29 protein-coding genes and 1 rRNA gene are annotated in these 22,709 nt (G+C 42.0%); 22 read left to right on the top strand and 8 right to left on the bottom strand.

Annotated features, from left to right (window positions below):
• Positions 1-266: 266 nt before the first annotated feature.
• Positions 267-620: a hypothetical protein gene (locus FTU00_RS14510; protein ID WP_034705429.1), complete on the top strand. Its 354-nt coding sequence runs from the start codon at positions 267-269 to the stop codon at positions 618-620.
• 53 nt (positions 621-673) lie between these two features.
• On the opposite strand, the gene FTU00_RS14505 is transcribed toward FTU00_RS14510, so the two are convergent.
• Together FTU00_RS14505 and FTU00_RS14500 are read right to left on the bottom strand one after the other, a co-directional pair.
• Positions 674-1,111 carry a GNAT family N-acetyltransferase gene (locus FTU00_RS14505; RefSeq protein ID WP_034704137.1) on the bottom strand — a complete coding sequence of 146 codons (438 nt, stop codon included), beginning with the start codon at positions 1,109-1,111 and terminating at the stop codon, positions 674-676.
• Complete coding sequence (locus FTU00_RS14500; protein ID WP_180179942.1) at positions 1,105-2,325, bottom strand: SAM-dependent methyltransferase; 1,221 nt, start codon at positions 2,323-2,325, stop codon at positions 1,105-1,107. Before FTU00_RS14500 ends, FTU00_RS14505 begins: the two co-directional genes overlap by 7 nt.
• Positions 2,326-2,427: 102 nt before the next feature.
• Between FTU00_RS14500 and FTU00_RS14495 the strand changes: the two genes are divergently transcribed.
• The 3 genes from FTU00_RS14495 (at position 2,428) to FTU00_RS14485 (ending at position 5,088) form a co-directional block, all read left to right on the top strand.
• Complete coding sequence (locus FTU00_RS14495; RefSeq protein ID WP_180179941.1) at positions 2,428-3,072, top strand: hemolysin III family protein; 645 nt, start codon at positions 2,428-2,430, stop codon at positions 3,070-3,072.
• 142 nt (positions 3,073-3,214) lie between these two features.
• Positions 3,215-4,531 (top strand): MFS transporter, encoded by a 1,317-nt coding sequence (locus FTU00_RS14490; protein WP_180003873.1) that lies wholly within the window; start codon positions 3,215-3,217, stop codon positions 4,529-4,531.
• Positions 4,532-4,674: 143 nt separating this feature from the next.
• On the top strand, positions 4,675-5,088 hold the full coding sequence (locus FTU00_RS14485; protein WP_180179940.1) for a hypothetical protein: 414 nt from the start codon (positions 4,675-4,677) through the stop codon (positions 5,086-5,088).
• 23 nt (positions 5,089-5,111) lie between these two features.
• On the opposite strand, the gene FTU00_RS14480 is transcribed toward FTU00_RS14485, so the two are convergent.
• Positions 5,112-6,122 (bottom strand): metallophosphoesterase, encoded by a 1,011-nt coding sequence (locus FTU00_RS14480; RefSeq protein ID WP_034704127.1) that lies wholly within the window; start codon positions 6,120-6,122, stop codon positions 5,112-5,114.
• Between the two features lie 101 nt (positions 6,123-6,223).
• On the opposite strand from FTU00_RS14480, the gene FTU00_RS14475 reads away from it, so the two are divergent.
• Positions 6,224-7,858 (top strand): phospholipase D family protein, encoded by a 1,635-nt coding sequence (locus FTU00_RS14475; protein WP_180179939.1) that lies wholly within the window; start codon positions 6,224-6,226, stop codon positions 7,856-7,858.
• 35 nt (positions 7,859-7,893) lie between these two features.
• Here the strand turns inward: FTU00_RS14475 and FTU00_RS14470 are convergent, their stop codons facing one another.
• Entirely contained in the window at positions 7,894-8,703 is an 810-nt protein-coding gene (locus FTU00_RS14470) for a 1-acyl-sn-glycerol-3-phosphate acyltransferase (protein ID WP_159123662.1), read from the bottom strand.
• Positions 8,704-8,892: 189 nt separating this feature from the next.
• On the opposite strand from FTU00_RS14470, the gene FTU00_RS15625 reads away from it, so the two are divergent.
• From FTU00_RS15625 to FTU00_RS14435, 8 genes are all read left to right on the top strand, one after another.
• On the top strand, positions 8,893-9,024 hold the full coding sequence (locus FTU00_RS15625) for a hypothetical protein (RefSeq protein WP_004785224.1): 132 nt from the start codon (positions 8,893-8,895) through the stop codon (positions 9,022-9,024).
• A 76-nt stretch (positions 9,025-9,100) separates the two neighbouring features.
• Entirely contained in the window at positions 9,101-10,441 is a 1,341-nt protein-coding gene (hflX, locus tag FTU00_RS14465; protein ID WP_180179938.1) for a ribosome rescue GTPase HflX, read from the top strand.
• Between the two features lie 34 nt (positions 10,442-10,475).
• Positions 10,476-10,847: a hypothetical protein gene (locus tag FTU00_RS14460; protein WP_034704120.1), complete on the top strand. Its 372-nt coding sequence runs from the start codon at positions 10,476-10,478 to the stop codon at positions 10,845-10,847.
• Positions 10,848-10,856: 9 nt separating this feature from the next.
• On the top strand, positions 10,857-11,531 hold the full coding sequence (locus FTU00_RS14455; protein WP_159123660.1) for an LrgB family protein: 675 nt from the start codon (positions 10,857-10,859) through the stop codon (positions 11,529-11,531).
• 87 nt (positions 11,532-11,618) lie between these two features.
• On the top strand, positions 11,619-12,065 hold the full coding sequence (locus FTU00_RS14450) for a DUF2147 domain-containing protein (protein WP_159123659.1): 447 nt from the start codon (positions 11,619-11,621) through the stop codon (positions 12,063-12,065).
• A 166-nt stretch (positions 12,066-12,231) separates the two neighbouring features.
• Positions 12,232-12,402 carry a hypothetical protein gene (locus FTU00_RS14445; protein ID WP_159123658.1) on the top strand — a complete coding sequence of 57 codons (171 nt, stop codon included), beginning with the start codon at positions 12,232-12,234 and terminating at the stop codon, positions 12,400-12,402.
• A 60-nt stretch (positions 12,403-12,462) separates the two neighbouring features.
• Complete coding sequence (locus FTU00_RS14440; RefSeq protein WP_004785238.1) at positions 12,463-12,912, top strand: DUF2147 domain-containing protein; 450 nt, start codon at positions 12,463-12,465, stop codon at positions 12,910-12,912.
• A gap of 142 nt (positions 12,913-13,054) precedes the next feature.
• A complete protein-coding gene (locus FTU00_RS14435; protein ID WP_179993345.1) occupies positions 13,055-13,501 on the top strand; it encodes a DUF2147 domain-containing protein in 447 nt (148 codons plus the stop codon).
• Positions 13,502-13,557: 56 nt separating this feature from the next.
• Here FTU00_RS14435 and FTU00_RS14430 read toward each other — a convergent pair whose 3' ends face one another.
• The 3 genes from FTU00_RS14430 to pdxA are packed head-to-tail and all read right to left on the bottom strand — an operon-like array spanning position 13,558 to position 16,220.
• Positions 13,558-14,403 (bottom strand): symmetrical bis(5'-nucleosyl)-tetraphosphatase, encoded by an 846-nt coding sequence (locus FTU00_RS14430; protein ID WP_180003886.1) that lies wholly within the window; start codon positions 14,401-14,403, stop codon positions 13,558-13,560.
• Positions 14,404-14,408: 5 nt separating this feature from the next.
• The gene (rsmA, locus tag FTU00_RS14425; RefSeq protein WP_159123656.1) at positions 14,409-15,221 is read right to left on the bottom strand and encodes a 16S rRNA (adenine(1518)-N(6)/adenine(1519)-N(6))-dimethyltransferase RsmA; all 813 of its coding nucleotides are present in this window, start codon (positions 15,219-15,221) and stop codon (positions 14,409-14,411) included.
• 30 nt (positions 15,222-15,251) lie between these two features.
• Positions 15,252-16,220 (bottom strand): 4-hydroxythreonine-4-phosphate dehydrogenase PdxA, encoded by a 969-nt coding sequence (gene pdxA / locus FTU00_RS14420; protein WP_218951804.1) that lies wholly within the window; start codon positions 16,218-16,220, stop codon positions 15,252-15,254.
• Positions 16,221-16,768: 548 nt separating this feature from the next.
• On the opposite strand from pdxA, the gene rplM reads away from it, so the two are divergent.
• From rplM to FTU00_RS14375, 9 genes are all read left to right on the top strand, one after another.
• Positions 16,769-17,197, top strand: a complete 429-nt coding sequence (rplM, locus tag FTU00_RS14415) for a 50S ribosomal protein L13 (RefSeq protein WP_004785249.1) — start codon at positions 16,769-16,771, stop codon at positions 17,195-17,197.
• 12 nt (positions 17,198-17,209) lie between these two features.
• Positions 17,210-17,596, top strand: coding sequence for a 30S ribosomal protein S9 (gene rpsI, locus FTU00_RS14410; protein WP_004785251.1), 387 nt, complete (start codon positions 17,210-17,212; stop codon positions 17,594-17,596).
• 334 nt (positions 17,597-17,930) lie between these two features.
• Positions 17,931-18,599 (top strand): glutathione S-transferase N-terminal domain-containing protein, encoded by a 669-nt coding sequence (locus tag FTU00_RS14405; protein ID WP_034704107.1) that lies wholly within the window; start codon positions 17,931-17,933, stop codon positions 18,597-18,599.
• Entirely contained in the window at positions 18,592-19,020 is a 429-nt protein-coding gene (locus tag FTU00_RS14400; protein WP_034704105.1) for a ClpXP protease specificity-enhancing factor, read from the top strand. Before FTU00_RS14405 ends, FTU00_RS14400 begins: the two co-directional genes overlap by 8 nt.
• Positions 19,021-19,038: 18 nt before the next feature.
• On the top strand, positions 19,039-19,686 hold the full coding sequence (locus FTU00_RS14395) for a hypothetical protein (RefSeq protein WP_180018589.1): 648 nt from the start codon (positions 19,039-19,041) through the stop codon (positions 19,684-19,686).
• Between the two features lie 454 nt (positions 19,687-20,140).
• The gene (locus FTU00_RS14390; protein WP_373686195.1) at positions 20,141-20,467 is read left to right on the top strand and encodes a roadblock/LC7 domain-containing protein; all 327 of its coding nucleotides are present in this window, start codon (positions 20,141-20,143) and stop codon (positions 20,465-20,467) included.
• Positions 20,468-20,554: 87 nt separating this feature from the next.
• The gene (locus FTU00_RS14385) at positions 20,555-21,532 is read left to right on the top strand and encodes a hypothetical protein (protein WP_180179937.1); all 978 of its coding nucleotides are present in this window, start codon (positions 20,555-20,557) and stop codon (positions 21,530-21,532) included.
• A gap of 14 nt (positions 21,533-21,546) precedes the next feature.
• A complete protein-coding gene (locus FTU00_RS14380) occupies positions 21,547-22,089 on the top strand; it encodes an ATP/GTP-binding protein (protein WP_180179936.1) in 543 nt (180 codons plus the stop codon).
• 10 nt (positions 22,090-22,099) lie between these two features.
• Positions 22,100-22,513 (top strand): roadblock/LC7 domain-containing protein, encoded by a 414-nt coding sequence (locus FTU00_RS14375; RefSeq protein ID WP_180179935.1) that lies wholly within the window; start codon positions 22,100-22,102, stop codon positions 22,511-22,513.
• A 110-nt stretch (positions 22,514-22,623) separates the two neighbouring features.
• On the opposite strand, the gene rrf is transcribed toward FTU00_RS14375, so the two are convergent.
• Positions 22,624-22,709, bottom strand: a 5S ribosomal RNA gene (rrf, locus tag FTU00_RS14370); the annotation flags it as partial.

Below are 22,709 nucleotides of genomic sequence, written 5' to 3'. Positions count from 1 at the left end.
CATGAAATACGGTATTCTGATGGGACAAAACCTGAATCCTGGTCGTTAAAGTGTTTGTTTGCACTCATATTTTAACTGTTAGGACTCAGGTTTTTTTATTTAAAGCAAACTATGGGACAGCAGTGGCTTAGCTCCTCTTTTTTTATTTCAACGCCATAGAATTTCTAAGTTTGATATTCTCTCTAAATGACACATTTTGATCTGCTTTCCAGGCAATTTATGTTATAAAGTTACATGAGTTAGACATCCACGATGGGTACATGCATATGACTGATCACAGTTCACCTGAAAAATCACCTTGGGGTTGGAAAGCACTGATTATCTTCTGTATTTTAGGTGGATTATTCATGTTGTTTTTCTGGCTTGCGGTCAGTAATGAACCAGACTACATGCCAAGCCAGCAAAAGAAAGAAAATACCCAGCAGCATGCATTTAAGAATGCACCTGCGATGTCTCCAGAAGCTTTAGCCAAAGCACAGGCTGACCGTGAAGCTCGTCAGGCGACCTCTTCATCTCATCAGACTCATGAGACGAGCGTGGAAGAGCACAATATGTCTGCTGAAGAACATGCACAGATGGACAATGCTAGCCATGACGAAAATACCACTCATGGCCACTAAGCAGTTCCAAGATCAAATTTAAAAAAGCGAGGTTTTCCTCGCTTTTTTATTTTTTAGTCTTTTAAGCTGAGATACATATCTATATGTGGAATGCCACAATCCAGATATTCTTCACCCTGCACGTCAAAACCCAAGTTCTGATAAAAGCCAATCGCATGTACCTGTGAAGAAAGCTTTAGGAATTCACGTTGCTCTGTCTTGGCCTGATCAATCACAGCCTGCATGATATTTTGGCCGATACCCGTACCACGTGCCGACTGCAACACAGCTACACGACCAATACTGTGATTTTTTAATAAGCGTGCAGTTGCAACGGGTTGATCCTGTAAATAAGCCACAAAATGCGTAGAGATTGCATCCTCAGCATCCCATTCATCTTCGGGAGCAATTTGCTGTTCCTGAATAAAAACGGCTTCACGTATCACTCTGGCATCTTGGGCTAACTCATCCCAGCTACCTGACATGATTTTAAGATTTTTATTGTTTAGCATTTAGAACCAATTCCCTGCTGATCCCACTGGTTATTCAATAACAATTCCAGTGAATGTTTTTGAATTCCATACATCTCTTTTAATGCCTGAATCTGGGCGAGAACAGCCTGATCGGGCTGTCCATAATCCTTCCGTTTGGTCGCCAGAATCATTTTATTTTTACTGGTGTGTTCTAGGGCCACAAATTCAAAGACCTTGGTTTCATACCCATACGCCTTAAGCAATAAGGCACGAATGGTATCCGTCAGCATTTCGGCTTGCTGCCCAGCATGGATGCCAAACTGCAACATTGGTGACAGCACTTTCGGACTCTGTAATTGCGGTCTTAACTCTTTATGACAGCATGGAGCACACATGATGATCTGTGCATTCAAGCGAATACCGCTATGGATTGCAAAATCGGTCGCCACATCACAGGCATGCAGAGCGATCATCACATCGAGACGTTCCGGTTCATAGGTACGCACATCGCCCTGGAAGAAATCCAGCTGGCTAAAACCAGATTGCTGCGCGACATTCTGACAGAACTCGACCATTTTCGGATTCAGCTCTACGCCGGTGACATACGGCGTCTGACCATGTTTTTGCATATAATCATATAGCGCACAGGTTAAATATCCCTTACCTGAACCGAAATCGACGATACGTAATCCTTGTTCCTGTGGCTGGATTTGTGCCAGTGCGCCTGAGAAAATCTCGACAAATTTATTAATCTGTTTCCACTTACGCGCCATGCTCGGAATGATCTGGCCTTGCTGATCGGTGATTCCTAAATGCTGTAGGAATACACTGTCCTGATCGACATAACGCTGTTCAACCCGGTCATGGCCCTGCTCGGCTTTTGTCTTTGTAGAGGCAGGTTTAGCTTTACTTCGTGTCAGCATGGCCTTTTTCTTGTTTTTCTTCAGCTGCAATTCTTCCTGATCGGTAAACAGGTTAGCTTGCTTGCAACAGGCCAATAATTCCGTTACTTGAGTTAAGGCTTCATTCAAAGGATAGTTTTTAGTGACATCCTGAGTCTTGTATCGATAGATACAGCTCAAAACTTTCTGCTCATTGAGCGAAATGACTCTAAAGGTCATTTTCTCCAATTGTTCAAGTTCACCTTTATACTGACTTAAGATCAGACGATCAAAATGATCAGTTTCAAAGGCTTGCTGAAAAGCCTCCAAGAACTGTTGTTCCTGAACCGAGAGAGAAGTCGATGTCGACATAAGAAAAACCTGATATGAATTGCTGCTCAAGTTTAATTGTTCTTAACTTAAAAGCAAAATTGAATTATTATACAAGTGTATATTTAAACAAGAATGACAATCATGCAGAATGCTCCCTTAGTTCCAGATTATGATCACAATGAGGAACGGATTAATTATATTAGTCATGGCCTCGGTGCTGCACTGGCTTTAATTGCCGGTATTTTATTGATTATTAAAGGCTCTTATTTGAGTGCCGGACAATGGATTGGCCTTTGGGTCTATGCTTTCAGCATGATTCTGCTGTTTTCTGCTTCGATGCTCTACCATATGTCCACTGCTGCAGACCGACGCTATTTTTACAAAAAAGTTGATCATACGGCAATTTATTACCTGATTGCAGGTACCTATACCCCATTTCTGTCGATTGCGATTCCAACAGCCAAAGCCCAGTATTTACTGATTGCTTTGTGGGTGATTGCTGTACTTGGAACACTATTCAAGTTCATTTTCATCAACCGTTTCCAGAAACTTTCTTTGGTCGCTTATCTGGTCATGGGATGGCTTGCACTACTAGTTATGGACGATATGCAGCAGTACTTAAGTGCTCAATCTTTAACCTTTCTAATCATTGGTGGCTTAGCATACACTGTAGGTGCATTGTTTTACGCTTTAAAAAGAGTAAGATATACCCACGCTATCTGGCACATTTTTGTATTGATAGGCGCAGGATCACATTTTCTGTCTATCTATCTTTACGTGATTTAATCATCTCATTTCTCCATTTCAGTGACCCTGAGCGAGTTGAAACGAGAAGATTGCAGTTGTTTTTTTAAAAAATTACGCCTTTTTTAAAAAGATTACGCTTTTAAAACTAAGTTTTTTATTTTTAGTAAGTGTAAGGTTATTCATGGCGTCTTCAGATTCTATCGCTGTAACAGAAACTACAGCAACCAATTCAAAATTTCGTGTTTTAACAGCAAGTTTAGTAGGCACTACAATCGAGTTCTTCGATTTCTATATTTATGCCACAGCTGCCGTTATTATTTTCCCTTATCTGTTCTTCCCTACAAGTACAGATCCTATGACTGCGACTATTCAGTCGCTGGCAACCTTTGCGATTGCCTTTATTGCCCGTCCAATCGGCGCTGCACTTTTTGGTCATCTGGGAGACCGGATCGGACGTAAAGCGACACTGGTCGCGGCCTTGTTGACCATGGGTCTTTCTACCGTTGCCATTGGTTTATTGCCAACTTATGCACAAATCGGTATTGCTGCGCCACTATTGCTGGCTCTTTGCCGTTTAGGCCAAGGCCTTGGTTTGGGTGGTGAATGGTCAGGTGCGGTTCTTTTAGCAACTGAAAATGCGCCAGAAGGCAAACGTGCCTGGTATGGTATGTTCCCGCAACTTGGTGCACCAATTGGCTTCATTCTAGCAACAGGCTCATTCTTGACACTTGGCGCATTCATGTCTGAAGCAGAGTTCATGCAATGGGGCTGGCGTATTCCCTTTATCTCTAGTGCGCTACTGGTGATTATGGGTCTATGGATTCGTTTGAAACTGCATGAAACTCCTGCATTCCAGAACGTATTGAAAAAGCAGAAAGAAGTGAATGTACCCTTCTTCGAAGTATTCAAAAAGCATTCTAAAATGCTGGTATTGGGTACCATCGCTGCGATTTGTACATTCGTGGTGTTCTACCTGACGACTGTATTCGCATTGCAATGGGGTACCAAACAGCTCGGCTATACACGTGAAGAATTCCTTCAGTTGCAATTAGTTGCAACTCTGTGCTTTGCTGCGTTCATTCCACTTTCAGCGGTACTTGCGGAAAAATTTGGTCGTAAGACAACTTCAATCGCGGTATGTGTAGTCTCTGCTATTTTCGGTATCTTCTTTGCCGATATGCTTGAATCAGGCAGTACACTGGTTGTGTTCTTCTTCTTATGTATCGGTTTGGCCATCATGGGTCTGACTTATGGTCCGATTGGTACCGTATTGTCTGAAATCTTCCCGACTTCAGTACGTTATACCGGTTCTGCCCTGACCTTTAACCTGGCAGGTATTTTTGGTGCATCTTTCGCGCCATTGATTGCAACAAAACTGGCAACAACTTATGGCTTGTCTGCAGTAGGTTATTACCTCACAGCAGCATCTATCCTGTCATTGCTTGCATTCTTGCTGATCCGTGAAACTAAAAATGATGATGTAAACAATCAGATCTAAGGATCTTGACAGATTAAGTCATCTCAATCAAAGCCAGCATTATATGCTGGCTTTTTTTATGATTTCACAACAAAAACTTGCTACTTCTTTGCGGATATTTCGGGAACAATCAAATAAATAAAGCCAAAGAATGAGGCAGAGTAATGCAGGATCTTATTGAGCAACTTACTCAAGAACAGCTGGTAGATATTGTGATTCTGCTAGAGGATGATAAAAAACTGGACGCCATTCGCTATATCCGGACGCATACAGCTTTAGATGAATCACAGGCGATACAGGTCATTGATGAAATTGTCCGCGAGCATGATCTGGCGCTTAATCGAGACAATAAAGGCAATATCGGCCCACGCTTTACTGATGATGCAGATGAAAATATTCCGGTGGTAACTACACCTTTGGAAGTTCCAGATCATCCCAACCTTAGCATCGCCACAGATACTGAAGTGGCTGCACAGCAAGTCGGCAAACGTGTGCCCGGCCGTGAGATTGAAAAGAAAATCTGGATCACCGCAGCCGTGATTTTACTGATTATTATTGTGCTCTGGTTATTGCTTTAACAGCAATGAATGAATCCGTTTTTTTAGACCAATTCGATAATATCAATGGTTGGTGGTACGCGAAAACGAAATGGTACCCCTACCATGCCAGTTCCCACAGTCACAAATACATCTGCATGTTCATGCCGGTATAGACCTTTTTTATGGCCCAGAATGGAAACCTTTTTCATCACATAATCCGTCAGCCAAGGTAACTCGACCTGCCCGCCATGCGTATGTCCAGAAAGCATCAGTGGTCGTGTTGGTAATTTCGGCACCATATCGACGGTATCTGGATTATGCGACAGAATCACCCAAGGTTTGTCTTGAGGCAGATCCGGCATTGCGCGCATATCTGTTTTTCCAGCCCACAGATCCCCTACCCCGAGCAGACGAAATTCATCAAACTCGACAATCTGCCCTTCAATATCCATGACCTGATTCACTTCCAGCGCATAACGAAGCAATTCCTGAATCGGAGGGCCAGGATACTGTTCATCATGATTCCCTGTCACCGAATATACCGGCGCATGAATTTCCTTTAAGACAGCCAGCTCCTGTGCCAGTTTATTTTCCGGTTCATAGGTCCAGTCCCCTGCAACCACCACCAAGTCCGGTTTCAGATGGTTCAGCTTATGTACAATCTGTCTTAACTGGCGTTCATGTCCAGAAAACAGACCAATATGTAAATCTGCAATCAGGGCAATCCGTACCGGTTTTTTAAGTTTCTGTTGAGGATTGATTTGATAAGGCGTGGTTTCGACCCGAATCAAATGCGGCTCGATAAACCGTGCATAACTGAGTACGGCACTAATCACGAAAATAAAAATAGACTCATGAATCGAATAGTAGCCCATCCATCCTGCATAAATACTGAAGAACACCAGCGGAATCAGCAAATAGGCCAGATAGAAAGCCAGCAGGTGACAAAATGCTTTAAAGGGATGAATGGTTTCTGTACGCGACTGACTCGACCAGGCCTGATACACTGCCCAAACGGCAAGAATGGCCATGCCTAGATAAAAATAAAAAAGTACGGAACTGGTATCCCACATAGATTTGCCTTGTCGAGTCGAGGAGCTGATTAGTGGCTTTATATTTATCTTTTCATAGCTGGCAATTATACTCAATCCAAATTTTTCAGTCTTTGATGTTTATGGTAAATGCTCCCCACGCTTCCGCTCATTCAAAACCCTCTGGCTTATCAAAAGCTTACCGCTATAAAGCTGGCATTTTACTGAGCTGCAGCCTGGTACTCGGCATTCCTGCTTGCAGTACGCTGCCTCCGCAAACTGAACAGCCTAGCCGGATGGCATTTGAAACGGATACATCGCAAACCAGTCTGGCCCAGATTGTTGAACCTTTACGTCGGCAGAATATTGGCCTGACCGGTTATCACGTGTTACCAGATCCGCTCGAAGCACTCGCTGCACGTATCCAGCTGATTAATAAAGCGGAACGCAGTCTGGATCTGCAATATTATATCTGGGATAACGACCGTATTGGTGCACTGGCTCTGCATGCCCTCATTCAGGCAGCAGACCGTGGCGTAAAAGTCCGTCTACTAATGGATGATAACAATGCCAAGAAAATGGAAGGTATTTATCTGGCGCTGGACCAGCACCAGAATATTGAGGTCAAACTGTATAACCCCTACCGTTTCCGTAAATACCGTGCCATGGATATGCTGCTGGATCTAAAACGGATCAACCGCCGAATGCATAATAAAAGCTTTATTGCCGATAACCAGATTGCCCTGATTGGTGGCCGTAATATGAGTAACCAGTATTATAACGTCAGTGACAGTTATCAGTTCTCTGATGTAGATGTGATGCTGGTCGGTGCCGCTTCTGATGAAATCATTCATTCTTTTGATGAATACTGGAATGATGATTATGCCTATCCGGTTCGGCAGATTGTTAATCCTCGTCATCATACGCTACGCTACCCGAGCCTGAAACAGCAGCTGGAAGAATATAGCCATGATACTGCAATCCAGAACTACCTGAATCTGGCCAATCGTTCACAGGCTTTCGATAAATGGCTGGAACACAACATTCAACTTGATTGGGTAGAAGCTGAAGTCGTCAAAGATCCACCAAGTAAAATCAAGTCAAAGGCTAAGACTGAAGATCACTTGAACTTCCAGTTATTACAGCATCTGGAAAAACCGGAAGAAAGTGTGGATATCGTGTCGGCCTATTTTGTACCGGAAAAACAGGGTGCAGAACGTCTCAAGAAATTGGCTTCAGAAGATGTCAAAGTTCGAGTACTGACCAATTCTTATAAGGCCAATGACGTGCCGCTGGTCCATGCCTTTTATGCTAAATATCGTCAGGAATTGCTAGAAAATGATGTAAAACTTTACGAGTTTTTGGCCGCGCCAGATGCCGACAACCTGAATGCCAATACTGAAGAGCTGGCACAAAAAGCGAAGGTCAGCTTAAAAGGCCTGAGCCGTTCCAGCCTGCATGCCAAATTGATGGCCATTGACCAGAAACAGGTATTTATTGGTTCTTTTAATTTCGATCCACGCTCAGCTTATTTGAATACTGAAATTGGCGTATTGCTAAATAGTCCTAATCTGGCCCGTGCGGTACACGAAACCATGGACAAGAATTTAAGCAAGTATGCCTATAAGTTGGTTCTGGATGCCAACCAGAACATTAACTGGAAAATCCGCAATGCCAAAGGTGAAACAAAGACCTTTAAAAAAGAGCCAAGAATGAAGTGGTATCAAAAAGCCTCAATAAAATTCCTGTCAATCCTCCCGATCGAAGGTTTTATGTAATGAATATCTCTGAGTATTTCTAATAAAAAAGCCTCTTAATGAGGCTTTTTTAATACTTTGGCTTGCAACCTTTGCAAACCCTCCAGCATATTTTCATGTACTAATGCAGTCAGGCTTTCTACTGTATGCCCTTCAGTCGAAATTGCTGGTAAGGCCATCAGATGAGCTGTCACTTTAGGCATTTCCAGAACATTCTGTACATGTTTGGCAAAACTGATGTTCCCAATAAAAGGCGCCACCATATCCAGTTCACCCTGCTGATTCACATAACAGATCAGACAGATTTGTACCGGACGTTGCGCTTCAATCGCTGCACCCAGAATACGTCCATAAATTTTTTTAATTGAGCGTCCATCAGATGTGGTCGCCTCAGGAAAAAATAGAACTGGAATATTCTGTTTCAGGAAGCCGGTAATCTGTTCACGGATTCTGACCGAATCTCCTGAACCACGCTTGATAAATAAGGTGCCACCACCTTTAGCCAGCTTGCCTAGAATTGGCCAATTTTCAATTTCAGCTTTGGCCAGAAAAAACACTCGCGCGCCTGAACCCAAAACGGCGATATCCAGCCAGGACACATGATTGCTCACCCATAATGCCGGCTCACGTGGAATCACGCCATGGACCTGAACCTCAATATTAAATACCTTGCACAACTGGCGACAGAAATACTGCACATATCGGGTATTGTTCGGATTATTCGGATCTTTATACAAACCATGACGGTAAACCAGATAAAACCCCTGGCTGATGGCTGCTAATGCAGAAGTCGTTTTTCTTGTATAAAGAAAGAATTTTGCAAAACCTTGTATCTCAGGTGATTGATTTTGTACAGTCGAGTTCATAAAAAGATCACTAAATCCTAAACAAGATACAGGGAATATCCACGAATTAAACCCATTTTATACTGTTCATGTCCAACTTGCATTGATAATAAAAAACGACCAAGTACATCTATATTTTCAATTTAAATTCATTAAATGAATTAAATAAAATAAATCAATCGAAATATTAGATTAAAAAGGATGCTCATCATGCAAGATGAAACAGTGAAATCAGCTGAGATGATTCGGCCCTTAAAAGTATTGAGCTATATCTTGGGTGGTACCCTGTTATATACGGCGCTGCTCGTAACACTTGCACAACTGTTTGTCACGGCACTCTAAAACAAAGCCCGCTATTTCAGTATCTGTAAAGTTCATTTTCAACTAAAATGAAGTTTTCAACTGGAGATTGGCCTGAGTGGAATATTTTGAGCAACATCAGGGAAAAGAACGCGTCATACTGGTCAGTGTGAGCGTACAAATGCTGGATGACCTTGATGCTGAAGAGTTTCATCTGTTAGCTCAATCTGCAAATGCCGAAATTCTGGAACATCTCTTTGTTCAACGCTTAAAACCGGATGCCAAATTTTTTGTGGGTTCAGGAAAAGCAGAAGAAATTGCTGAACGGGTCAAAGAATTGGATGCCAATCTGGTCATCTTCGATCATGCGCTGACACCTGCCCAAGCACGTAACCTTGAAAATGTGGTGCATTGCCGGGTGGTTGATCGTACCGAACTCATCCTCGATATTTTTGCACAGCGTGCCCGTACCTATGAAGGGAAACTGCAAGTTGAACTGGCACAATTACAGCATCTGTCTTCACGACTGGTTCGTAGCCGTACCAATCTGGATAGCCAGAAAGGCGGGATCGGTCTGCGTGGTCCGGGTGAAACCCTGCTAGAAACAGATCGCCGTTTATTGCGTATCCGCATGGGACAGCTTAAAACCAAAATAGAAAAAGTCCGTCAAACCCGTATTCAGGGCCGTGTTGCACGCCAAAAAGCGGCTGTTCCAACCGTGTCTTTAGTAGGTTATACCAATGCGGGAAAATCTACCTTATTCAATATTCTGGCCGATAGCGATGTTTATGCAGCAGACCAACTATTTGCGACTCTGGATCCAACTTTAAGACGCCTGCAATGGGACGGCGTCGGTAATCTGGTACTGGCAGATACAGTAGGCTTTGTGCGTAATCTTTCACATTCACTGGTCGAATCTTTTAAAGCAACTCTGGAAGAAACCGTTGAAGCCACCCTGCTTTTGCATGTGATTGATTCCAGCAGTCCGGAAATGCTTGAACAAATTGAAGCCGTTGAAAAGGTGCTCAAGGAAATTGGTGCCGACGTCCCGGTGTTACGGGTTTATAATAAAATCGACTGTAGCGGTGAAGATGCCAAAATCATTTATCGTCAGCCCGGTCAGCCTGAACGGGTCTATGTTTCAGCACATAGCAGTGAAGGGCTGGATCTGTTACGCAAAGCAGTTCATGAAGCATTAATGGGTCAGATTCAGCACTTTGAACTGGTATTGAAACCTGCCTATGGCAAACTGCGCAATCAACTTTATGCGCTGAACGTGATTCAGTCCGAACATTATGATGATGAAGGTCAGTTGCACATCGATGTACGGATTGCACCTCCGAAGCTGGAACAGTTGATCAAACAGGCTCATTTACCGATAGAAGAAATTCTGGGATCTCAAGCACTTCAATTCCAGCGTCCACTTGAAGAGTTTGAAATCCAGCGTAAGATCGAGTAAAACTTGATAAGTAAACTTTTAAATGACATCACCAATGAACTGGATAAAACATATTGACTGGCCAGCATGGATCAGCACTCTCCTCTTAATTATTGTATTTCGTGAAGCTTCAGTCTGGCTAATGACCCAGCTAGATCATCCTGAATTGGGCAACCTGGTCGGACTCATCAGCCTGCTAGTCACCTTATTTGCCTGGCGCTATTTTGGCAAAATTCCAGCGCGTCTGGTGGATACTAATAACAAGCTAATGAAAGAAAGTGCCTTCGCTTTTTTACCGATTAGTGCAGGCGCGCTAATTATGTTGATGCATATGGGACAAAAAATTCCGGCCTTTATGCTGGTGTTATGCCTGAGTACTCTGCTCCCTCTTTGGATCTACGCCAAAATGGCAAAACGCTGGTTATAGGAGTCGCACATGTTTTCTGTTCTTTATGGCTTTGCGATTACCTTAATTGCTTATCTGCTTGCCAAACCCTGCAATCGTGTTATTCCGCAAATTCCTGTGATTGTGTTTAGCATGTTCCTGGTGCTGGTGATTTTATTGGTGCTGGGTATTCCTTATGAGCATTATATGGATGAGGTCAATCCACTGTTTAACCATTTGCTTGGTTATGTCACAGTTGCACTGGCGATTCCGCTAGCCGCCATGCGTTATGATGACCTGCCACTGAAAGCTATTGTCGGAATTCTGGTTTTTGCCAGTATCAGTGCGGTCGCCTTACCGATGGGTCTCGCCTATTTACTACATATGTCTTCTGGCGACATCATGGCCTTTGCCACCCGTGCAGTCACGACACCAATTGCAATTAATATTGCGACCTTACTGGAGGCACCTGTTAGTCTGGCCATTCTGATCGTCATTTTGTCTGGCGTAATTGGTGCAGCATTTTCACCATTTATTTTACGACATATCAATGATGAGCGTGCTTCAGGTCTGGCTCTAGGTCTAGCAGCACATGCGATTGGTACAGCTCAAGCCTGGCAGCGTGGCAGTGTTGCCGGACGTTATGCTACGTTTGGCATGGCAGTGAATGCCGTTTTTACTGCGATCTGGTTGCCAACTTTTATACTTTATCTGCAAAAAATGTGACTCATCAATCAATATTTAACGTTTGTTTCTGAATGAAACTATTCTTACTATAGGGAAATAAAGAATTTTTCACTCAGGAACAGACCTATGAAAAAGGTTCAATTATTATCCGTTTTAGCCCTGACCTTTTTCAGTCATCTGGCTTTCGCTTCCGATATTTCAGGTACCTGGAGAAGTATTGACGATAAAACAGGATCAGCTAAAGCAATTCTGGAAATTCGTGAAACTTCAAATGGTGTTTATACCGCCAAAATTACCAAGATTACGCCTCGTCCTGGCTACACACCGCGCGAAACCTGTGTTTCCTGCCCTGCACCTTATACCAATAAACCGATTCTTGGTCTGGATGTACTCACCGGCTTAAAGGATGCAGGTAACAATAATTTCTCTCAAGGTAAACTGATTGACCCTTTATCCGGCAATATTTACAACACCAAAGCTAAATTAAGTGCCAATGGCAAACGTCTAATCCTACGTGGTTATGTAGGTGTTTCAGCCTTGGGACGCAGCCAGACTTGGATTAAACAAGATTAATTCATGACTTAGTGCACAGAAGCTTGCATTTTCATGCATTAAGTTGTATCAATATTAGACAGATGCTTTTTTTATACAATATAAAACATGCATATAAATATTAGATTCATTTGCTTTAACAGGCTTAGCATCAAACGGATTTTGATGCGCAATATAAGGAGATAGAATGCAAGACATTACCATGTTAAAGATCTTACTGAATTTCTCTGCTTTTACTGAAAATTCAGTAACAAAGCAATTAACATCGACAGGTTTCTGTCATGGGGAATCAACAGGCTTAAAGCAGATTGACCGAGCGATCTGCAACGCTCATTACTCTAAAATCAACCAAAATTAAAAAACCACACGCTTGTGTTTGGGATAGTTTGTTTCATCTATGAAAAAAGGATAAATATAAATGAATAAATCTAAATTAGGATTAATGCTCATTGCTACATTCATGACTGGGACCATTTATGCACAAGACTTGACCGGGACATGGCAACAAATCGATGATAAGACTGGTTCACCAAAAGCACTGATTGAAATCCGTCAGGACAGCAATGGTACTTATGCCGGGAAAATTGTCAAAGTAACGCCTCGCCCAGGCTATACCCCGCAAAAAACCTGTAATAAATGTCCTGCTCCTTATACCAATCAGCCGATCTTGGGGATGGACGTACTGACAGGTTTAAAACAGGTCGGTGATAGCGTGAATTATGAAAAAGGTCGTGTGATTGATCCATTGGCAGGTAAAATTTACGATGCCAAGGTTCGTCTAAGCAGCAACGGCAAACGTTTAACCCTACGTGGTTATGTGGGTGTTTCTGCTTTAGGCCGTAGCCAGACCTGGATTCGCCAGGAATAAGTTCACACTTTTTCTCAAAGCTGCCAAACAGGCAGCTTTTTTTTATAAATTTAATTCCATGATTTTTAATTATTTATTGACTATTTGTGCAATCTTCCTAACATGTGCGGGTAATAATGAAAAGTTCTTTGGAATGATGGATATGTTAAAGAAGATACTCCTTGCCACATTGACTACAGGATTCATGATGAACCTGTGGGCTCAAGATATTAGCGGAACCTGGCAACAAATTGATGATAAAACTGGAGCAGCAAAAGCCATCATTGTCATCGAAAAAGAAGCGAATAATACTTACTCAGGCAAGATTGTGAAAATCACGCCACGTCCAGGTTATACACCACGCGAAAAATGTAATAAATGCCCAGCCCCTTATACCGATCAACCGATTTTAGGCATGACTATTCTAAAAGGCCTGAAACACGTTGAAGGCACCAAAAATTATGAAAAAGGTCGTGTCATTGATCCATTGGCAGGTAAAATTTATGATGCCAAGGTTCGTCTAAACAATACCGGCAAGCGTTTAACGCTACGTGCCAGTGTGGGTGTTTCAGTTCTGGGCCGCAACCAGACCTGGATTCGCGCAGACTAATCATCAGCACAATAAAAAAGCCACGTTCAACGTGGCTTTTTTGAGCTTTAAATATTTTAAAATACCGGATTATCGACGGCAAACATTTGCTGGTCTTCCAGTCGATAAGCCATCAACTGATTACCCCAGACACAGCCACCATCGACATTCTGAATTCGCCCAGAAATGGTTTTACCCTGTAAAGCGGCCCAGTGTCCAAATACAATTTGATGGGTTGCTGCAGTTTTCGATTCAAATTCAAACCAGGGCTTAAAACCTTCTGGCATCGGATCATCCAGTGAATCTTTAAAACTATATTCCAGACGCCCTTCTGCATCAGTTAAACGCATCCGGGTCAGGTAATTCACGATACAGCGTGTACGCTCATGACCTTCTAATTCATCTGACCAGAGTGTAGGCTCTTTCCCAAACATTTCCTTTAAAAAAGCATCCACCACTTCAAAATCATCATGTGCAATGATCGCTTCTACTTCTTTTGCCAGCTGTGCAGTCTTTTCTGCATCCCAGATATTGGGAATACCGGCATGCGTGAGCACTGTCTGTTCATTCGGAAACAGACACATCGGCTGTTTACGGATCCAGTCAATTAGCTCATCACTGTCGATCGCATCAATCACATCACGGACATTATCCTTGTCTTTAATGGGCTTGATGCCGCGTGCATAAGCCAGCAAAGTCAGGTCATGATTACCGAGTACTGTTGCCGCCACGCCATTATCCGCCAGCTTTTTAATAAAGCGTAATGCACCCAGCGAGTTTTCCCCTCGAGCCACCAGATCACCAGCAAACCAGATAAAGTCCTGATCAGGATCAAAACGGATTTCTTTCAGTAGTGCCTTCAAGGCTTCGAAACAGCCTTGTACATCACCAATCACATAATTGTATCGAACAGTGCGGGTCATTATTTTTAAGCTACCATTTGATCAGATAAAGCCACAAATTGGGCAAGTGTCAGTGTCTCTGGACGTGCCATTGGATCTACACCTGCCTTTTCAAAACCATCTTCAACCAGCATCCCTTTCAAGCTATTACGCAAAGTCTTACGGCGCTGGGTAAATACATGCGATACCAGACGAGCCAAAGCTTTTTCATTTTTTGCCACGATCGGTTTTACATCGTATGGCTCTAAACGGAACACGGCAGACGTCACTTTTGGTGGCGGATTGAAAGAGCCTGGCGGCACTTCAAACAGGAAAGTCGGTTTGCAGTAATACTGAATCATGACTGACAAACGACCATATTCTTTGGTGTTCGGTGATGCAGTAATACGATCAACCACTTCTTTTTGCAGCATGAAGTGCATGTCTTTCACTTTGTCACCGAATTCCAGGAGATGGAACAATAGTGGCGTTGAAATGTTATAAGGCAGGTTTCCGACTACACGTAACGGACGGCCTTCTTCAAACAAATTGGTGAAATCGTATTTCAGTGCATCTGTTTCAATAATAGTTAAACGTTCAGGATGCGGCACACGACCCGGCAAACCAGCGGCCAAGTCACGGTCTAGCTCAAGTACGGTTAAGGCATCACATTCACCAATTAAAGGAGATGTCAAAGCAGCCAGACCCGGACCAATTTCAACAATATTTTCGCCTGCACGCGGATTTACGGAACGCACAATTTTGGCAATGACACGTTGGTCATGTAAGAAGTTTTGACCAAAACGCTTACGCGTGTGATGCCCTTCATCTTTTGGGTTTAAGGCATTAATCTGATACATAGACATTTCCAACGTGTAATAAAGACGAGATCATTGACGCGCTAAATCCAGCGCCAAATCCACAGCCACATGTAAGCTTGAGCTTTTCGCAAGGCCTGTACCTGCGAGGGAGAGTGCTGTGCCGTGATCGACAGAAGTTCGGATAAACGGTAAGCCCAAAGTAATATTGATGGCTTCACCAAAGCCCTGAGATTTTAACACAGGTAAACCCTGATCGTGATACATCGCCAGAACAGCATCGGCATCTGTCAGGTTTTCAGGAGTAAATAAAGTATCTGCAGGCAGGCTCAAACTCATATTGATACCCTGAGCGCGATAGCTTTCAAGCACAGGATTGATCACTTCAATCTCTTCCACCCCCAGATAACCGCCCTCACCTGCATGTGGGTTTAAACCACAGACCAAAATATGTGGATGCTCGATTTTGAATTTGGATTTCAGGTCATGAATCAGGATATCAATCACCTGATGCAGGCGTTCCGGAGTAATCGCTTCGGCAACTGCACGAAGTGGCAGATGAGTGGTTGCTAAAGCCACGCGCAAGGTTTTGGTTGCTAACATCATCACCACACGCGGTACACCTGCGAATTCCTGGTAATACTCGGTATGACCGCTAAAATGGATGCCTGCATCGTTAATTACCGACTTTTGCACTGGTGCAGTCGCTACACCCACGCTTTTATTCGTCATAGCATATTCAGCTGAACGACGTAGCTGCTCCAGTACATAAGCGGCATTATGGCTATTCAGCTGTCCTAGTACTACCGGCTCTTTTAAAGGCACATGCTCGACATAAAGCTGACCTTTTTCTGAAGAAATCGTTTGCCCTGTATATTCAATCAGTTCAACCAGAAGTTTTAACTGCTGTGCCCGTTGACGGAGCATTTCCAGATCGGCAAGTACCACCAATGGACGCTCATCAATACGATCCGCCAGACTCAGGCAGATATCTGGACCAATTCCGGCAGGTTCACCACTGGTAATATATAAAGGCAGCATGACTTTCTTCTGTATTATCAATTGTCCTTATTTTAGTACAAATTTCACAGGGAAAGTTTTAGATAAAGGTGTAGATGATGTTTATTCAAATAATACTGTACATTTCTCATTATCTTTCTCATTATATTAAAGAAAGATAAAACCGGACTGATGTCAATGAACCCTATAAAGAGTTTCAGGCAATCATCTCAACACTCGACACGTTTAGCTTTTGGCATTTTCAGGGAGGATTGTCTCAAGTTTAGAAAGTAAACCTAAGCAGAATCGAAGACGGGCCATTTGCTAAAGAAATACATATTAAAAAACAGGTGAATCCATTCATACAAAGATGTGCCCCCTAGTCTTAGATCCGTTTTATTATTTAATGATTAATCATATGGGCTTATAGGCTAAAAATCCTACTGGTCATTCATTGAAAGACGTTGTAAAATACAGCGCTTGAAATTTTATATTTTCATTGTGGTTCTCCCGGCTTTCGGGTAGAATTCGGTCTCCTTTTGTTTGGACAGCTTCCATAGTCCAAACCAACTATAATAGGTAGTGGTTTAATGAAAACTCTCAGCGCTAAGCCAGCTGAAGTTCAACACGACTGGTACGTTGTTGATGCTTCTGGCAAAACTTTAGGTCGTCTCGCGACTGAAATCGCTCGTCGTTTACGCGGTAAGCATAAAACTTCTTATACTCCTCACGTTGACACTGGTGATTACATCGTTGTTATCAATGCTGAGCAAGTCCAAGTGACTGGTAACAAATCACTTGACAAGAAATACTATCGCCATACTGGTTTCCCTGGTGGTATTCGTGAAACTAATTTTGAAAAATTAGTTGCTCACAAACCAGAAGAAATTTTCCAACGCGCTGTAAAAGGCATGTTGCCAAAAGGTCCTCTTGGTTATGCAATGATCAAAAAAATGAAAGTGTACGCTGGTACTGAGCATCCACATACTGCTCAACAGCCACAAGTTTTGGACATCTAAGGGATACAGCACATGGCTACTAACTATGGTACAGGTCGCCGTAAGACCGCAACTGCACGTGTTTTCCTATCTGCTGGTACTGGTAAACTCGTAATCAACAACCGTTCTTTAGAACAATACTTCGGTCGTGAGACTGCTCGTATGGTTGTTCGTCAACCTCTAGAGCTTCTTGAAGCGACTGAGAAATATGACCTTTACATCACTGTTGCTGGTGGTGGTATCGGTGGTCAAGCAGGCGCTATCCGTCACGGTATTACTCGTGCACTGATCGCTTCTGACGAAACTCTTAAACCTGCTCTTCGTCAAGCTGGTTTCGTTACTCGTGATGCTCGTGAAGTTGAACGTAAGAAACTTGGTTTACGTAAAGCTCGTAAACGTCCTCAATTCTCTAAACGTTAATTCGTTTACCGAATCGGACAAAAAACCCTGGTTTATTCCAGGGTTTTTTTATGGTTTTAAAATGACCACTTAATATTATCTTTATTGTCATTGTTCATGCACATCCTTACCCCATACTCCTTCATGACACCAGAAGGATTTGGTCAGATAATAATTCGCAACACCGATGATAATAAACAGAATGATTAAGCCAAAATTCATGATCATGTTGTTCTGCTCCTTTCATTTTTTTCTCTACTCTACCCTGCCTTAGTCCAATTGGCTTTTTATGCTTCGTGCTTTTTAGGTTGATTTTTAGTATCCTAGTCTATTCATTAGAACTTAATCAGGATTTATGTCAGTCGAAAGCGCGCCACTTCAAGGACTCACCTTATATAGCCATGCCGATGACTTTCGTTCCCATTGGATTCGCTACGTACTTGCCGAAAAGCAGATTAAATATAACCTGATCCTGGTCGATAGTGATGATGAAGATCTGGCCAGCCTCAATCCTTATAACCAGCTGCCCATGCTGATTGAAAATGATTTAAAATTATTCAATACCAGCATCATTTCCGAATATATAGACGATCGTTACCGCCAGAACAAGCTCTATGCAGATGCTCCCATGCCTCGTGCGGAACAGCGACAATATATCTGGCGTTTTGAAAATGACTGGCTCAAACTGGCGGATATCATGCTATGCCACCCAGATACCTTGGATGCTGCAGCCAAAGTGAAGGCTCAAAAACAGTTGCATGATATCCTGATTTCATTAACGCCCCTGTTCCAGCATTTCCCTTATTTTATGTCGGAACATTTCAGCATTTTAGATTGTATGCTGGCTCCCATTTTCATTCGACTTAAAAGCATGGGAGTAGAATTACCTCGACAACAATGTCGTCCATTTTATTTATATTGCCAGCGAGTTTTTAGCCGTCCTGCATTTGCAAAATCCATGACCTTGCAGGAAAAAAACCGCTACCAAGAGCAAATCAAACCTGTAGAGAAACATCATGTCTGAACAAGAATTCAACTTAAGTCCTACCCGTCCCTATATGGCACGTGCAATCTATGAGTGGATTTGCGATAACAATATGACGCCTTATCTGCTGGTCGATGCTACACGTCCAAACACCATGGTACCCGAGCAGTTTATTAAAGATGGCCAGATTGTCCTGAATATTGTGCCGCATGCAGTTCATGCGCTGAATATGGATAATGAAGCCATCACCTTCTCAGCACGTTTTGGTGGTGTATCACGTGATATCTATGTACCGATGGCAGCAGTCCTCGGGATCTATGCACGTGAAAATGGTCAAGGATTATTCTTTGATCCAAATGAATATGAGCATACACAAAGTGATGAAGATGCTTTAAAATCAAGCACTGAAGAACAGCCTGAACCCGCAAAGAAAAAACCCACCCTAAGGTTATTAGATTAAAAATAATGGAGTAAGTGAATGGCTTTTGATTTAGTACAATATTTTGTTGAACAGATAGAAACTCAAAAGCCTGAGCTTCTACAAGGCTATACAAAAGAAGAAAGACGTAAATATATTTCAGAAATCAATGCTCTCACTTTAGGCAAACTGATTAGCGAATGGCGTAACAATCCGCAAAAAATATATAATGAAATCAAGCATCCAGATGAACTTTATATTCTGGAAATCGCCCGTCACCTGACTACCCGAGTGGAAAACAAGTCAACTTTACCGAAACCCGAGCTGGAGCAGCTCACGTCTGAAATTTTCCATTTTCAGCTGACTGAATTGAAGCAGTTACATGATACTGGCAATCATAATCAGACCAGTATCCAAGAGCTGTTGAAAGGACAAATTGAACATTTGTCTGGGCAGGCAGATGATTGGGTTTGGACAACAAATAACCTAACAGAACTCAAAGGCTCTAAACCAATTCATGAAGAAGAGCTATCATTAGAAGCATCAATGAAGGAGTTTAGCCAAATGGTTCATCAAAATAGCCAGCATCATGATGTTGAAGAAGTTGCTGTTGTAGAAACACCAACCTGGGCAAAAATCGTTGAGCCAGTGGTTGCGCTTGCGATTCTTTGGGTACTGATTGAAGCAGTATTACGTGTATTTGCGTAAATACTTCAACCTCAAAAATTCAGTTTTACTAAAAGCCAATGAGATATTGGCTTTTTTTATTCTTTAAATTTATTAGAGAATGAAGTGAATCTATTTTTTCAACTGAAATTTTTACCTAATTAGTTCCATAATCCATTCAAAATATTTTATTACATCTTTTAGATTAAGGTGAGATTATAGATTAAAAAATAATCACAAAATCATTTCACATATCCTTAAATAAAAAGATAAACGCATCACATAATTAAAAAGTACAAGTTAAAAATTAAGATATAAAGTAAAACATTAAATTTTATATGGTTTTTATTTCAATTGTAATTTACTCCCCCATTTTTATAATGAATTTGAATGAAAAAGATAATATTCGAACTTCATCAAATACAACTAACGCATCAACTATTTTTATAACAGGGAAATAATTATGGCTAAGGTAACCTAAGATACACTTACAGACATTGATGGTTTCGTTGCTGCAACATTAGCTGATGGTGAAAGCGGCTTGGCTTTAGCAACTCAAGGTGGTGGCAATATCGATCTTGAACTCGCAGCAGCCGGCAATACAGAAGTGGTTCGCGCAAAACGCCGTGTAGCGAATTCATTAAACCTGAATGACTCGATTGAAGATATTCTGATTACGCTGGGCAAGCAATATCATCTCATTAGCCCACTCGAAAAGAATAATAATGTATTCCTGTATCTTGTACTGGATCGTTCTAAAGCAAACCTGGCTATGGCTCGTCATGAGCTTAAATCTTTTGAACAAGGTTTAGACTTTAGCTAATACACAGTTTTCCCCTTTATTTCATGCGATAAAGGGGATTCTTATACGCTTCACCCAATAAAATATAAACTTTAATCGAGACTTAAAATGCATAGGCATTATATTCATATTGGAATAGCAGGTTTAAGTATTCACGATGCAGATGAACTAAAAAAGACTTTACAGCACATCACTCCTGATCATTTTATCCTGCAATGGAACACTGCTTCCGATCCTCATCTCGATTGCCTGTTTGTATATGAATACTTTCTTGAAACAGAGGGTATTCAACGTGTTCTCAAAAACCAAAAATGCCCTTATTTATGCATTTCTAAAAATACTCAATACTCGAACCAGATTATAAATAATACGCTCGCTTTACCCCTGCAAAATACACAAAATCTCAAGCACTGGTTTGAGCAAAGCGTCCTAAATTCAGAAATTACCTCAGAAATAGAAGAACCTATATTTTCAGCCTCCGTTCAGAGCCAGGAATCTTCTAACCATCCTTACACCATTAACTTTTTTAAAGAGATGCTGCATCCTGAAAAAGGTAAATTACATCTCTATGATCAGCATGGCACCATTGCCATTATTGACTCAGCAAAAAACCTGGCCTGGTTAAACAAAGACCGGGCTGAAACTGGCACAGACTTTTCTTTTCAATATGACTTCGCATCTACTAGCGACCTCTTAAAAGTTACACGTAGAGAAACGCAGATTCTCCAAGACTGGTTATGGAATTTTTTCTGGAACTCGCCTAGTTTTGCTCAGATCGCACCTGAAGATGATCACTATAAAATTCACTACTGGCCAAAGCCGGCTCATTCGCTGCATAAAAAACGTATTTTTCAGATATCTGCCTGCTTTATTCAAGGCGCTAAAATTTCAAAAATTGCTGAGCAACATGCGATTTCATTACTTACGCTTCGACAATTTATCGCGGCCAGCATGGCTTTCGGAAATATTGAAAAAATTAATGCTTGGGAAAGTCGTTATCGCACCACTGAGCCAGTTGAAAGAATAGAACAGCAAAGTTTCATTAAAAGCTTTTTTGGAAAGCTACGATTTAAATTTGGATTTTAATAAAGTAAATACTTATGATTCTACAACAATATAAAATCGTTTTTGCGGGCTCCATGGGTGCAGGTAAAACAGCCGCAATACGTTCCTTATCTGATATACCAGTGCTACTCACTGAGGCACTGAATACTGACGACCGCAGTCATTCAAAAATGGAAACCACGGTAGGAATTGATTATGGTGAAATTACATTAGAAGATGGAACCAAAATTGGCCTGTATGGGACGCCTGGACAAAGTCGCTTTGACTTTATCTGGTCTGTCATCTGTCAAAGCGCACTAGGTGCCATTATCCTTATTGATCATACAGTGAGTGATCCGATCCAAGAACTGGAAAGCTATATCGAAGTATTCCAGGAATATACCCATAATATTGCCATTGGGATTACGCACAGTGATCTTGAAAGCCCTCATTTTACCCAGATTTATAAGGACTGGCTGATCCAGCAGGATCTCTATACCCCCCTCTTTTTTGTAGATGCTCGTCAAAAAGACGACATCTTGCTTCTCTTAGAAGCCCTCATTACTTCAATCGAAGTCAACCATAACCTCATGAGCTAAGGATTAAAGCATGCTTACTATACAAGAAAGACGTCAAGCCCCCGAAGCCCTCGTTCAGCATGCCAAACAGCAAATTCAGGAGATCATTAGCAATGTTCGTGGCGTATATTATGTAATGGTCTGCTCAACAGATGGGTTTGAATTGGCCACAATTCATAAGAAAGACAACTATAACAATAGCAAGCTTGCTGCTGTGAGCAGTTCGATTTTAGCGATGGTTTCTGCATTTACTAAAGAGATCCATCTTACTGGCTGTCAGAGTATTACTTTGGATGCAGAAAATGGAAAAGCCATTTTGACAGCAGTTGCAGCACCGAAACACCCTCTTATTCTGGTCACTTTAGCTGAAAAAGACATTTTATTGGGTCAGGCCCTGTATATGCTAAAGAATGCCACACAGTCCATTATCGTTGCAGATCAATAATAACTAGATTCACAAAAGGCTTAAATTGAATTTAAGCCTTTTTATTTTGTTTTCTTAAACCCCACGCATAAAAAAGCCCCCTGCATGAGCAGAGGGCTTTTGGAATAATGAGCTGGCGATGACTTACTCTCACATGGGAGACCCCACACTACCATCAGCGCTAAGAGGTTTCACTTCTGAGTTCGGGAAGGGATCA

The organism is Acinetobacter sp. YH12041, assembly GCF_013419975.1.
GTDB lineage: Bacteria > Pseudomonadota > Gammaproteobacteria > Pseudomonadales > Moraxellaceae > Acinetobacter.
Note: the sequence above shows the minus strand (reverse complement) of the source record. Positions and strands in the feature narration are given on the sequence as shown.